Source organism: Neobacillus sp. GCM10027624, from assembly GCF_042675345.1.
GTDB lineage: Bacteria > Bacillota > Bacilli > Bacillales > Cytobacillaceae > Neobacillus > Neobacillus cucumis_D.
In genome coordinates this window covers 332,616-344,460 of record NZ_JBHTHD010000011.1, presented here as the reverse complement: position 1 = coordinate 344,460, position 11,845 = coordinate 332,616, and the positions used below count along the sequence as shown (strand labels likewise).

Genomic DNA, 11,845 nt, shown 5'->3' with positions numbered 1-11,845 from the left:
ATTATTTTAACGTCTTCTTGAATAAAACGGTCTTTTTGCTCTCGGAGCACCCAAGATCTCTGACCAGATGATTCCATTAATTAAGGTTTGCGCATCAGGACTATCTGAAATTAATTCATTATGATCCTCTTTATCCAATGCCTGGGGCTTCAGATCTTCAGCCCTTTGCCTTTCATGCACCCTGCTGACCCCGGTGGTGATAGATTCAGCTTCTTGCTTAATTTGGTGATAGTTGATTTCGGTATTCCGCGGAGTGACAGCAGGTTCTTCTATTCTTTTAATAGATTTTTCTTGTTTTGGCGTAACTTTTTCCGAAAAAAGTTCACGAAATTCATCAAATTGATTAAACGTAAAAGATTTATTTTTTGATGGAGACCTATTTGCTTTTGCCTTTCCGAAAACGGTTGACAGAACACCTATAATGATCAAAAAAATAATGGTTTCCATGACCGGTCCTCCTTAGATTATTCCTTATGGATGGCGGCCGTTTTAGCGATCGTCTTTTTTATCACCCGTTATCTTGCCGATTGATCCTCTCATATCCGTATCCGCTGAGATATTTTTAATATTCATATAGTCCATAACACCAATATTTCCAGACTTAAGCGCTTCAGCCATAGCAAGCGGCACTTCCGCTTCAGCCTCGACCACCTTGGCCCTCATTTCCTGGACTTTTGCCTTCATTTCTTGTTCTTGAGCAACAGCCATTGCCCGGCGTTCTTCCGCTTTTGCCTGGGCTATTTTCTTATCCGCTTCCGCTTGCTCCATCTGAAGTTCCGCACCAATATTTTTACCAATGTCAACATCCGCAATATCAATCGAAAGAATTTCGAAAGCTGTTCCAGCATCTAGTCCTTTAGATAAAACGGTTTGCGAAATGGAATCAGGGTTTTCTAACACTTTACTATGGCTTTCAGAGGAACCGATGGTTGATACGACCCCTTCCCCTACACGAGCGACGACGGTTGCCTCTCCTGCACCCCCGACAAGGCGCTCTATATTGGCCCGAACGGTAATTCTTGCTTTGGCTTTAACTTCAATCCCATTCATTGCGACACCCGCGATAAAGGGGGTCTCAATCACTTTAGGATTGACACTCATTTGCACAGCCTCTAAAACATCACGGCCCGCAAGATCGATGGCGGCGCAGCGTTCAAACGATAATTCAATATTTGCCCTGTGAGCGGCAATAAGGGCGTTTACAACCCTGTCAACGTTTCCTCCAGCAAGGTAATGACTTTCAAGCTGATTGGTCGTTACGTTTAACCCCGCTTTATGAGCCTTTATTAACGGATTAATTACCTTGCTTGGCGTTACCCTTCTAAGTCTCATTCCAACCAGCGTAAAGATGCTTACACGTACACCGGCAGCAAGTGCTGAAATCCAAAGCATCACAGGAACAAAGGATAATAAAATTCCTAAGAAAATGAGCGCGACAATGATAATTGCAATGACAAAAATCGTTCCGCTTGGCATAATGAAACAACCTCCTAATTATTTAATTTCTCTCACAACTATACGTGCTCCCTCAACCTTAATGACTTTTATTTTTGCATTTTGATCAATAAAGCCTCCTTCGCTGACCACATCCACCCGTTCAGTGTTTAAAATGGCTGTACCAGCCGGGCGTAATATGGTTAGAGCGGTCCCTTCCATGCCCAAAAGGTCTGTTCGATTGATATTTGAGACATACCCATCCTCTTTTCTTGCTGAATCAAAGAGAATCATTTTATTAAAGAGAACAAGTTTTTTACCAAAAATTTTAATCATAATAAAAAACATCAAAATCGAAAAGAATAAAGCGATTAATATGGAGATGCCCATTTGCAGGGTGTCTCCGCCAGCTAAGAAGAGACTGAAGATTAGCGCTGCCAAACCAAGGGTCCCGGAGATTGCCCCCGGCAAAAATAATTCTAAAAAAATAAGGAGGATTCCAGCAACAAAAAGGACAAATGACCCAACACCAGCAAGTCCGGCGAGATAATGTCCGTAAAAAAATAATAGGAGGGCAAACACACCAATAAACCCAGGTATCCCAAATTTGGGAGAAAAAAGTTCCATGACAATACCAACACCAGCGATGGTTAATAGAACGGTTATGACAATTGGATCCGTAAGAAAAGCAACCAATTAAATCCCCCCTTCTCTATCTATTGCTATATTTACGTTCGACATTGGTTAAAGTTTCACCTTCTAAATGTTTTTCTCATATTAAAACAGGGTTTCTTTTCATTTGTGCTGTAAATACTGCTCCTGCAAGCAATGAAGGGGAGTTCCTTTTACCCTTTTGTGAAAATAACCTCTCCAAAGGGCAATGAAACGCGTTTCTTTTCCCTTCTTGGCGAATAATCCTCTCCCTCGGGCAATGCAACCTCGTTTCTTTTCCCTTCTTGGCGAATAATCCTCTCCTTCGGGCAATGCAACCTCGTTTCTTTTCCCTTCTTGGCGAATAATCCTCTCCCTCGGGCAATGCACCCCCGTTTCTTTTCCCTTCTTGGCGAAAAATCCTTTCCTTCGGGCAATGCACCCCCGTTTCTTTTCCCTTCTGAGCGAAAAATCCTTTCCTTCGGGCAATGCACCCCCGTTTCTTTTCCCTTCTTAGCGAAAAATCCTTTCCCTCGGGCAATGCAACCTCGTTTCTTTTCCCTTCTTGGCGAAAAATCCTTTCCTTCGGGCAATGCAACCTCGTTTCTTTTCCCTTCTTGGCGAATAATCCTTTCCTTCGGGCAATGCAACCCCGTTTCTTTTCCCTTCTGAGCCAATAATCCTTTCCTTCGGGCAATGCAACCTCGTTTCTTTTCCCTTCTGAGCGAATAATCCTTTCCTTCGGGCAATGCAACCTCGTTTCTTTGGTTACTCAACCGAATAATTTAGATATAAAATAAAAACCGCAGGCATTAAATGCCTGCGGCTTCGATGTCAGAATAATTATGAAAGGTGTTGTTGTACAAGTTTATTTATAAGTGATCCATCTGCTTTACCTTTTACCTTCGGCATAATCGCAGCCATCACTTTTCCCATATCCGCTTTTGATGTTGCACCGGTTTCAGCGATTGTCTCTTTTACAATATCCGATACCTCTTCGTCAGAAAGCTGTTTTGGCATATACAACTCGACGATCGAGAGTTCCGTGCGCAATTTATCAACAAGGTCTTCGCGACCTGCTTTATCAAATTCATGGAGGGAGTCTTTGCGTTGTTTTACTTCGCGAGAAAGTACGGTTAACTCTTGTTCTTCGGACAGCTCACTTGAACCGATCTTAATCGCTTCATTTTGCAGTGAAGCTTTAACCATCCGAATCACACTGAGTTTGTCTTTTTCCTTGTTTTTCATTGCTTGTTTCATATCATTATTTAAACGCTCGAGAAGACTCATAAATTACACCCTCTCTTAGAACTTACGTTTTCTTGCTGCTTCAGACTTTTTCTTACGTCTTACACTTGGTTTTTCGTAGAATTCGCGCTTTCTTGCCTCTTGCAAAGTACCTGTTTTTGATACAGTACGTTTGAAGCGACGAAGAGCATCTTCAAGCGATTCGTTTTTACGAACGACGGTTTTAGACATTCTCTTTCCCTCCCTCCGAAACACAACACACTTACATTCAATCCATGTACCTTGCAATTATAATATAACCTTGAAACAAGGTCAATATTTATTACAAGTGCTTATCCAAGCTTTTTAATTTTTTATTCATAATTGACAAGAATAATTAATGAGTATCTCTAATTTTCCCTTAAAAGTGGCATGTCCCAACCATATAGGCCATAGAATGAAGCGAGGGGGCCTAGAGACATGCTATACATCATATTATTTGTTCTTTGTATTTTATTATTTATATTTGGAATGACCATTATAAGGTTTGGATTATTTAATTTATCTGCAGAAAAATTGAGGACATGGCTGATAAAATTAACGAGTACCCCATTAAAAGGAATGGTAACCGGGACATTTATCACAGCACTGCTCCAAAGCAGCTCCGCTGTAATGGTCATCACAATTGGATTGATTTCAGCTAGAATTATGACCTTCCCGCAATCGATTGGAATTATTTTAGGAACAAATATTGGAACAACCTTTAAGACAGAGTTAATTACTTTCGATATAGATGCTATTTTAGCACCATTAGCTATTTTGGGCGCCTTTCTAATCATACTTAAAAATCGAAAGGCGAGAAGTATCGGAATGCTCTTATTTGGAATTGCCTCTGTATTCACGGCAATGAAAGGATTTGAATTATTAGCACATCCTTTAACATCGCTGAGCTATATAAATAAATTTATTCTATCGATTAATGACCATATTTTCCTCAGCCTGCTAACAGGAACAATCATTACAGCAATTATACAATCAAGCACCGCCATGACCGGGATTGCAATGGGATTTTTAACGGCTGGACTTCTTCAGCTTGATGCAGGCATTGCCATCATGCTTGGGGCAAATATTGGGACATGTATTACAGCAATCATCGCCTCCATCGGCGGGGGAAAAGAGTCCAGGCTAGCGGCATATGCCCATGTATGGCTGAATGTCTTTGGGGTTGCACTTTTTATCCCGCTCATCCCCTATCTATCCGAACATGCAGAGTTGCTGGCCAGCCATAAAGATGTACAACTTGCACATATAAGCGTGATCTTTAATGTGGCTACTTCCATTATTGTTTTACCGTTTGCTACAAAATTTGGAGAAATGATTTTATATTTACATGGAAAAAGAGCTTAAAAAAGACGGCCTTGGCCGTCTTTTTTAATAGGAACTCGTTACAGTTAGCCCTTTAAGAATCGCAACACCTGAGCTCGCTCCAATTCTTGTTGCACCTGCCTCAATCATTTTAAGGGCATCCTCAGTGCTTCTAACCCCTCCGGATGCTTTTACACCCAGTTCCGGACCAACAGCCTGCCTCATCAGCGCAATATCTTCTTTTGTAGCCCCACCGGAAGAAAAACCTGTTGAGGTTTTTACAAAGTCAGCACCAGCTTGAACGGCAAGCTGGCATGCGCGAATCTTCTCTTCCTGAGTTAAAAGACTTGTTTCAATGATTACCTTAGTTAACGCCCTTGCTTCTGCAGCTTCCACAACAGCCCGGATATCACTTTCCACTAATTGGTCGTTACGGTCCTTTAATGCCCCAATATTAATAACCATATCAACTTCATCAGCACCGTTGTCAATAGCATTTTTTGTTTCAAAGGCCTTTGTTTCGGATGTTGTTGCTCCTAATGGAAAACCAATCACTGTACAAACCTTAACATCACTTCCATTTAATAAATCACGACAAGTTTTTACCCATGCAGGATTCACGCAAACGGAAAAGAATTTATACTCTTTTGCCTCTTGGCAAAGAGTTTCAATTTGTTGCCTGGTTGCATCCGGTTTTAACAAAGTATGATCAATCATTGCAGCGATCTTGACAGTTGTCATTTGTTTGCTCCCTTCACGATTCAATGGATATGGCGAAGTAAAAAGAAATCTGCTGCTGAATATAGGATACCCCTTTCAAAGAAAAAAGGACCCGAATATAGGGTCCTTACATGGCAGCTTCTTCTTCTATAAACAATTCTTTTACCGGAGTATCTTCTACAATCCGAACGAATTGGCCTTGATTATAAGGGTATCCGGCTTTCGTAATTTTCACTTTTACAATTTTTCCAACCATTTCTTCTGTTGCCGGAAGTACAACTTTTAAATAATTATCTGTATATCCAACATATAAACCGGAATTTGGTTCATCTTTAAATTCTTCTTCCGGTATGACCTCAAGAACATCGTCTTCAAATTGTGAAGCATATTCTTTCGCCAATTGATCGGAAAGAGTAATCAGACGGTGAACCCGCTCATTTTTAACTTCCTCATCGACTTGATCTTCCATTCGCGCCGCAGGAGTACCAGTCCTTTTAGAATACGGGAAAACATGGAGTTCAGAAAATTTATGCTCCTTAATAAAATGATACGTTTCCATAAACTCTTCCTCTGTTTCACCCGGGAAACCAACAATTACATCGGATGTAACAGCTAGACCTGGAAGTACTTCCTTTAAACGATCCAATCTTTCAGCGAAAAATTCCATCGTATATTTCCGGCGCATCCGCTTCAAGACCGTATTCGATCCGGACTGAATCGGAATATGCAAATGGCGGACAATAATATTTGAATGTTTAATGACTTCAATGACTTCGTCAGTGATCTGGCTTGCCTCAATCGAAGAAATACGAAGGCGTTTTAATCCTTTCACCTGTGCTTCTAAATCACGAAGGAGCGCTGCAAGGTTATAATCCTTCATGTCTTCTCCGTAACCGCCGGTATGAATACCTGTCAACACGATTTCTTTATAGCCGGCATCCACAAGCTGCTGCGCCTGATGAATGACCTCTTTTGGATCACGTGATCTCATTAAGCCGCGTGCCCATGGAATAATACAGAAGGTACAGAAATTATTGCAGCCTTCTTGGATTTTTAGCGAAGCGCGTGTTCGATCTGTGAATGAAGGTACATCTAGTTCCTCATAAACACGGCTTTTCATAATGTTCCCTACGCCATTAATTGGTTGACGCTCTTTTTTATACTGCTCGATATAACCAAGCATTTTAATCCGGTCCTGTGTTCCCACGACAATATCCACCCCGGGAATAGCCATAATTTCTGCCGGGGATGTTTGTGCATAACAACCGGTGACACAAATAACGGCATCCGGATTTTTCCTTACAGCTCTTCTGATTACTTGTCGGCTTTTTTTATCACCCGTGTTTGTTACCGTACAAGTGTTAATCACATATACATCGGAAATCGCTTCGAAATCGACCCGTTCGTAGCCTTCTTGTTTAAATAACTGCCAAATGGCCTCAGTTTCATAATGATTTACCTTACATCCAAGTGTATGAAACGCGACTGTTGCCATTAGAACTCACCTCATTAATTCAAAATGATAGGAAATCGCCGCAAGTGAATATAAGGGCGCCGTTTCCGTTCGTAAAATTCGCGGACCCAATCCGCAAATAGAAAAACCATTTTCTTTTAAAAGCCGAACCTCTTCCTCCGTTAATCCGCCTTCTGGTCCAAAAACCAATAAAAGTGATTGACCATTTTCCATTTTTGTAAGAGTGGAGGAGAAAATTGAAGTTTCCCCGCTTCGGCTTTCCTCCTCATATGCAACTAATTTATAGTCAAAGTTTTTGCTATCCGCAAGCAAATTTTTAAAGCTCACCAAGTTGGATACTTCTGGTAAAATAGCACGATGGGATTGTTCCGCAGCTTCTTTAGCAATCTTTTGCCATCTCTCTATTTTTTTCGCTGCTTTTTTTTCATCCCATTTTACAACGGACCTTGCGGCTGAAAAAGGCATAAATTTATGGGCACCAAGTTCAGTACCCTTTTGAATAATCCACTCCAGCTTGTCTCCTTTTGGCAGACCGCTGGCGATTGTAATAGAAATCGGAAGCTCAGAATTTTCTTCTTTCCATTGTACAACGTCTGCAACGACTTGTTCATCGGTAATTTCTGCAATTTCACATACAGCCGTTTTTCCCTGCGGGTCCACACACATGAGTTGATCACCAATATGCATGCGCATGACCTTTAAAATATGATGTCGATCATCGGAATTAATTAAAAAACGATTTCCCTTTGCTCGGTTTTTAACAAAGTAGCGTTGCACACGATGCACCCTCTTTAAAAACATTTTACTCTTTATTTTACTAAAAAAAAAATGATTATTAAAGCCATGAAATTAAAAAAAGGAGTCTAAGCTCCTTTTTTATCCATTATACCCTTCTAGCGATTAGCGCAACCCAATCTTCCATTAATATCGTTTCTGTTATTTCAAAGCCAGACTCAACAAGGGCCTCTTTTACCTGGTCCTTCTTTTGCTGAATGATGCCGGATGCGATAAAGCACCCGCCTGGTTTTAAGACCTTTGCCACATCATCGGTAAACCTTAAAATCACTTCAGCTAAAATATTAGCCACAACGACATCTGCAGAAGTCTCTTCCACACCATCAAGTAAATTATTTTGCGAAATGGTTACAGCCTCACTCACCTTATTCAACTTTATATTCAATTTAGCTTGGGTAACTGCGACTTCATCAAGATCGTAAGCCCTCACGTCAAGAGCACCGAGCATGGCTGCAGCGATACTTAATACGCCGGAACCCGTACCAACATCAATTACTCTGTCGCCGCGCTTAACGGTTCTTTCTAGAGCCTGTATACACATAACGGTTGTCGGGTGTGTTCCCGTTCCAAATGCCATCCCAGGGTCCAATTCAATGATTAGTTCATCACTGCTCACAGGTGTGTAAATTTCCCATGTTGGAACAATCGTGAATTTCTCAGAAATTTTTACTGGATTATAATACTTCTTCCAGGCGGTTGCCCATTCTTCTTCATTCACTTCACTGATGGTCACCTTATTTAGGCCAATATCAATATTATAAATAATCAAATTATTGATTGACTCCTTGATGGCATCCACCGTTTCCCCTAAAAAACTATTTACAGGTAAATAGGCTTTGACAATTACCCCTTCCTCAGGATAATCGTCGGGATTAAGTTGGTAGATTTCCCCGAATTGGTCTTCCCTCTCCTTTGTCAGCTCAAATGGATCTTCAATGACTACACCGCTCGCTCCGGCCTCATGCAAAATATGAGAAATAGGTTCGACTGCCTCATTTGTTGTATGGATACTAATTTCGGACCATTTCATACTACCAACTCCAATCCTTACTCACCTTTAAAGGCACGTTTTACTTTAGAGAAAAAACTTTCTTCATGTTCACCGATTGGTGAATTTCCACTAATATCAGCAAACTCGCGAAGAAGCTGCTTTTGCTTATCATTCAACTTGGTCGGCGTAATGATTTTGACAATGATATGTTGATCACCGACACCATAGCCGCGAACATTGGGAACACCTTTTCCTTTTAAGCGGAACTGGGTTCCTGTTTGAGTTCCTGCAGGCACTTTTAGCTTAACCTTTCCATGCAGGGTAGGTACTTCAATTTCATCCCCCAATGTTGCTTGAACAAAGGTGATTGGCATCTCACAATAAATGTCATCGCCATCTCTTTCAAAAAACTCATGGTCACGTACATGGAAAACTACATAAAGATCTCCTGCTGGACCTCCATTAAAACCTGCTTCTCCCTGACCAGCCATCCTTAATTGCTGGCCATCATCAATACCGGCAGGAATTTTCACATGGATTTTTTTCCGTTTTTTAACTTTTCCTGTTCCGCCGCAGGTTGAACATTTATTTTTAATTTCTTTCCCCGTCCCATTACAATAATGACATGTCCGGCGATTAACAATCCGGCCGAACGGAGTATTCTGTTCAACATTTAATTGACCTGTTCCATGACAATGGTTACATGTCTCCGGCTTTGTTCCCGGCTTAGCACCAGAACCGCTGCAGGTTCCACACGTTTCCTCGCGGGGAATCTCAATATCCGTTTCTTTACCAAACGCTGCTTCCTCAAAAGTTACCGTCATAGTGTACTGAAGGTCAGCACCCTGCCTTGGAGCATTTGGATCTCTTCTTCTAGAACCGCCGCCGCCAAAGAACGTATTAAAGATATCCTCAAATCCGCCAAAGCCGCCGAAATCAGAACCGCCGCCGAATCCTTGATTTGGATCAGTATGGCCGAATTGATCATAGTGCGCCTTTTTTTGATCATCACTTAATACTTCATAAGCTTCAGCTATTTCCTTAAATTTATCCGCTGCATCCGGCTCTTTATTAATATCTGGATGATATTTTTTGGAGAGCTTACGGTAAGCTTTTTTTATTTCATCCTTTGAAGCGCTCTTACTAACTCCCAGCACCTCATAGTAATCCCGTTTACTCATGATTACCACTCCCGAATCATTCACATAAAGATTATTTTAACACTCTAAAGATTTATATTGCAAGAATAAAAAGCTTAATGTCCATATAATAAATAATCAAAGAAAAAGCCAAAGCCGCTAGACTGACTTTGACCTTTTCCATATGTTCTCTTTCATTTATTACTTATCGTCTTTTACTTCTTCAAATTCTGCATCTACTACATTGTCATCTTTACCGCCAGCGCTTGAGCCTTCTGCTCCTTGCTGTGCCTGAGCTTGCTTCGCAGCTTCTTCGTAAAGCTTAACAGATAAAGCCTGAACAATTTCTTGTAATGCATCTTTTTTGCTGCGGATTTCATCCAAATCATTTTTTTCAATGGCTTGTTTCAATGCATCCTTGGCATCATTTGCTTTTGCCACTTCAGCTGCATCGACTTTGCCTTCAAGGTCTTTTAACGTTTTTTCCGTTGTAAAGACAAGCTGGTCTGCTTCATTACGCAGCTCTACTTCTTCTTTCCGTGTTTTATCCGCTTCAGCGTTTTCTTCTGCTTCTCTCACCATTTTTTGAATTTCTTCATCAGAAAGGCCAGTAGAAGATTTAATCGTAATTTGCTGTTCCTTATTTGTACCAAGATCTTTAGCGCGGACATTTACAATACCGTTTTTATCGATATCGAATGTTACCTCGATTTGCGGAATTCCACGTGGTGCTGGTGGAATATCAGATAACTGGAATCTACCCAATGTTTTATTATTCGCTGCCATTGGACGCTCACCTTGAAGAACATGAATGTCAACAGCAGTTTGATTGTCAGCTGCAGTAGAGAATACTTGAGATTTAGATGTTGGGATTGTTGTGTTACGGTCGATTAACTTGGTAAACACCCCGCCCATAGTTTCAATACCAAGGGATAAAGGAGTTACGTCTAGTAATACTACGTCTTTTACATCCCCGGTAATAACGCCGCCTTGGATAGCAGCCCCCATTGCCACAACTTCATCAGGGTTAACACCGCGGTGCGGCTCTTTTCCAGTTGCTTTCTTAATTGCTTCCTGAACAGCCGGAATTCTGGTTGAACCCCCAACTAGGATGACCTTATCAATTTCAGATGGAGAAAGGCCAGCGTCACTTAGTGCCTGACGAGTAGGTCCCATTGTACGCTCTACAAGTGATGCTGACAATTCTTCAAATTTTGCTCTAGACATCGTTACTTCTAAATGAAGCGGTCCAGCAGCACCAGCCGTAATAAATGGCAGGGAAATTTGTGTTGAAGTAACACCTGATAAATCTTTCTTTGCTTTTTCAGCAGCATCTTTAAGGCGCTGAAGAGCCATTTTATCTTGAGAAAGATCAATTCCGTTTTCTTTTTTGAATTGTTCTACAAGATAATCAATAATGACTTGGTCAAAATCATCACCGCCGAGGCGATTGTCACCAGCCGTTGCTTTAACTTCAAACACACCGTCTCCGAGTTCAAGAATGGAAACGTCAAAGGTACCTCCGCCAAGGTCATAAACAAGAATCGTTTGATCTTGATCCGTTTTGTCTAACCCGTACGCTAAAGCGGCAGCAGTTGGCTCGTTGATAATACGTTCAACTTCAAGACCGGCAATTTTCCCTGCATCCTTTGTTGCTTGGCGCTCTGCATCATTAAAGTATGCAGGAACAGTAATAACCGCTTTTGTTACCGGCTCGCCAAGATAATCTTCAGCATATGATTTTAAATATTGAAGGATGATGGCTGAAATTTCTTGTGGAGTATAGCTCTTTCCTTCCACATCCTCTTTATGAGTGGTACCCATATGGCGTTTAATTGAAATAATCGTATTTGGGTTTGTAATAGCTTGGCGTTTTGCCACTTCCCCTACTTGGCGTTCACCATTTTTAAATGCCACAACAGATGGAGTCGTACGGTTTCCTTCTGGATTTGGAATAACTTTTGGCTCGCCGCCTTCAAGTACAGCAACACATGAGTTTGTTGTACCAAGGTCAATACCAATAATTTTACTCATTGCCTTTTCCTCCTA

The 11,845-nt window shown here is 41.2% G+C and carries 13 protein-coding genes; 1 reads left to right on the top strand and 12 read right to left on the bottom strand.

Annotated elements, in window-relative coordinates:
- Positions 1 to 6: 6 nt before the first annotated feature.
- The 6 genes from ACFQZ9_RS17910 to rpsU form a co-directional block, all read right to left on the bottom strand.
- Positions 7 to 447 (bottom strand): YqfB family membrane protein, encoded by a 441-nt coding sequence (locus tag ACFQZ9_RS17910; protein ID WP_498944795.1) that lies wholly within the window; start codon positions 445 to 447, stop codon positions 7 to 9.
- Positions 448 to 489: 42 nt separating this feature from the next.
- The gene (gene floA, locus ACFQZ9_RS17905; protein ID WP_165976251.1) at positions 490 to 1,476 is read right to left on the bottom strand and encodes a flotillin-like protein FloA; all 987 of its coding nucleotides are present in this window, start codon (positions 1,474 to 1,476) and stop codon (positions 490 to 492) included.
- A gap of 18 nt (positions 1,477 to 1,494) precedes the next feature.
- Positions 1,495 to 2,130: an NfeD family protein gene (locus tag ACFQZ9_RS17900; protein WP_198309234.1), complete on the bottom strand. Its 636-nt coding sequence runs from the start codon at positions 2,128 to 2,130 to the stop codon at positions 1,495 to 1,497.
- Positions 2,131 to 2,279: 149 nt separating this feature from the next.
- On the bottom strand, positions 2,280 to 2,762 hold the full coding sequence (locus ACFQZ9_RS17895; RefSeq protein ID WP_498944794.1) for a hypothetical protein: 483 nt from the start codon (positions 2,760 to 2,762) through the stop codon (positions 2,280 to 2,282).
- Positions 2,763 to 2,928: 166 nt separating this feature from the next.
- Positions 2,929 to 3,375: a GatB/YqeY domain-containing protein gene (locus ACFQZ9_RS17890; RefSeq protein ID WP_498944793.1), complete on the bottom strand. Its 447-nt coding sequence runs from the start codon at positions 3,373 to 3,375 to the stop codon at positions 2,929 to 2,931.
- A 15-nt stretch (positions 3,376 to 3,390) separates the two neighbouring features.
- Positions 3,391 to 3,564 (bottom strand): 30S ribosomal protein S21, encoded by a 174-nt coding sequence (gene rpsU / locus ACFQZ9_RS17885; RefSeq protein ID WP_026572407.1) that lies wholly within the window; start codon positions 3,562 to 3,564, stop codon positions 3,391 to 3,393.
- Positions 3,565 to 3,792: 228 nt separating this feature from the next.
- Here rpsU and ACFQZ9_RS17880 point away from each other — a divergent pair, with 228 nt between their 5' ends.
- Positions 3,793 to 4,719 carry a Na/Pi symporter gene (locus ACFQZ9_RS17880; protein WP_498944792.1) on the top strand — a complete coding sequence of 309 codons (927 nt, stop codon included), beginning with the start codon at positions 3,793 to 3,795 and terminating at the stop codon, positions 4,717 to 4,719.
- 24 nt (positions 4,720 to 4,743) lie between these two features.
- Here the strand turns inward: ACFQZ9_RS17880 and deoC are convergent, their stop codons facing one another.
- The 6 genes from deoC to dnaK all read right to left on the bottom strand — a co-directional run bounded on the left by deoC (position 4,744) and on the right by dnaK (position 11,830).
- Positions 4,744 to 5,418 carry a deoxyribose-phosphate aldolase gene (gene deoC, locus ACFQZ9_RS17875; RefSeq protein WP_498944791.1) on the bottom strand — a complete coding sequence of 225 codons (675 nt, stop codon included), beginning with the start codon at positions 5,416 to 5,418 and terminating at the stop codon, positions 4,744 to 4,746.
- Between the two features lie 106 nt (positions 5,419 to 5,524).
- Positions 5,525 to 6,892, bottom strand: a complete 1,368-nt coding sequence (gene mtaB, locus ACFQZ9_RS17870) for a tRNA (N(6)-L-threonylcarbamoyladenosine(37)-C(2))-methylthiotransferase MtaB (RefSeq protein ID WP_498944790.1) — start codon at positions 6,890 to 6,892, stop codon at positions 5,525 to 5,527.
- A 6-nt stretch (positions 6,893 to 6,898) separates the two neighbouring features.
- Positions 6,899 to 7,648 carry a 16S rRNA (uracil(1498)-N(3))-methyltransferase gene (locus tag ACFQZ9_RS17865; protein WP_498944789.1) on the bottom strand — a complete coding sequence of 250 codons (750 nt, stop codon included), beginning with the start codon at positions 7,646 to 7,648 and terminating at the stop codon, positions 6,899 to 6,901.
- Between the two features lie 106 nt (positions 7,649 to 7,754).
- Complete coding sequence (gene prmA, locus ACFQZ9_RS17860; RefSeq protein WP_198309240.1) at positions 7,755 to 8,696, bottom strand: 50S ribosomal protein L11 methyltransferase; 942 nt, start codon at positions 8,694 to 8,696, stop codon at positions 7,755 to 7,757.
- Positions 8,697 to 8,713: 17 nt separating this feature from the next.
- Entirely contained in the window at positions 8,714 to 9,838 is a 1,125-nt protein-coding gene (dnaJ, locus tag ACFQZ9_RS17855; protein ID WP_498944788.1) for a molecular chaperone DnaJ, read from the bottom strand.
- Between the two features lie 159 nt (positions 9,839 to 9,997).
- The gene (gene dnaK, locus ACFQZ9_RS17850) at positions 9,998 to 11,830 is read right to left on the bottom strand and encodes a molecular chaperone DnaK (RefSeq protein ID WP_198309242.1); all 1,833 of its coding nucleotides are present in this window, start codon (positions 11,828 to 11,830) and stop codon (positions 9,998 to 10,000) included.
- Between the last annotated feature and the right edge of the window lie 15 nt (positions 11,831 to 11,845).

What these genes read in the sequence shown, in the direction of transcription:
- mtaB (WP_498944790.1), bottom strand. Translation starts at nt 6,892, where the DNA reads ATGGCAACAGTCGCGTTTCATACACTTGGATGTAAGGTAAATCATTAT.
- rpsU (WP_026572407.1), bottom strand. Translation starts at nt 3,564, where the DNA reads ATGTCTAAAACCGTCGTTCGTAAAAACGAATCGCTTGAAGATGCTCTT.
- ACFQZ9_RS17880 (WP_498944792.1), top strand. Translation starts at nt 3,793, where the DNA reads ATGCTATACATCATATTATTTGTTCTTTGTATTTTATTATTTATATTT.
- prmA (WP_198309240.1), bottom strand. Translation starts at nt 8,696, where the DNA reads ATGAAATGGTCCGAAATTAGTATCCATACAACAAATGAGGCAGTCGAA.
- deoC (WP_498944791.1), bottom strand. Translation starts at nt 5,418, where the DNA reads ATGACAACTGTCAAGATCGCTGCAATGATTGATCATACTTTGTTAAAA.
- ACFQZ9_RS17910 (WP_498944795.1), bottom strand. Translation starts at nt 447, where the DNA reads ATGGAAACCATTATTTTTTTGATCATTATAGGTGTTCTGTCAACCGTT.
- dnaJ (WP_498944788.1), bottom strand. Translation starts at nt 9,838, where the DNA reads ATGAGTAAACGGGATTACTATGAGGTGCTGGGAGTTAGTAAGAGCGCT.
- dnaK (WP_198309242.1), bottom strand. Translation starts at nt 11,830, where the DNA reads ATGAGTAAAATTATTGGTATTGACCTTGGTACAACAAACTCATGTGTT.
- ACFQZ9_RS17890 (WP_498944793.1), bottom strand. Translation starts at nt 3,375, where the DNA reads ATGAGTCTTCTCGAGCGTTTAAATAATGATATGAAACAAGCAATGAAA.
- floA (WP_165976251.1), bottom strand. Translation starts at nt 1,476, where the DNA reads ATGCCAAGCGGAACGATTTTTGTCATTGCAATTATCATTGTCGCGCTC.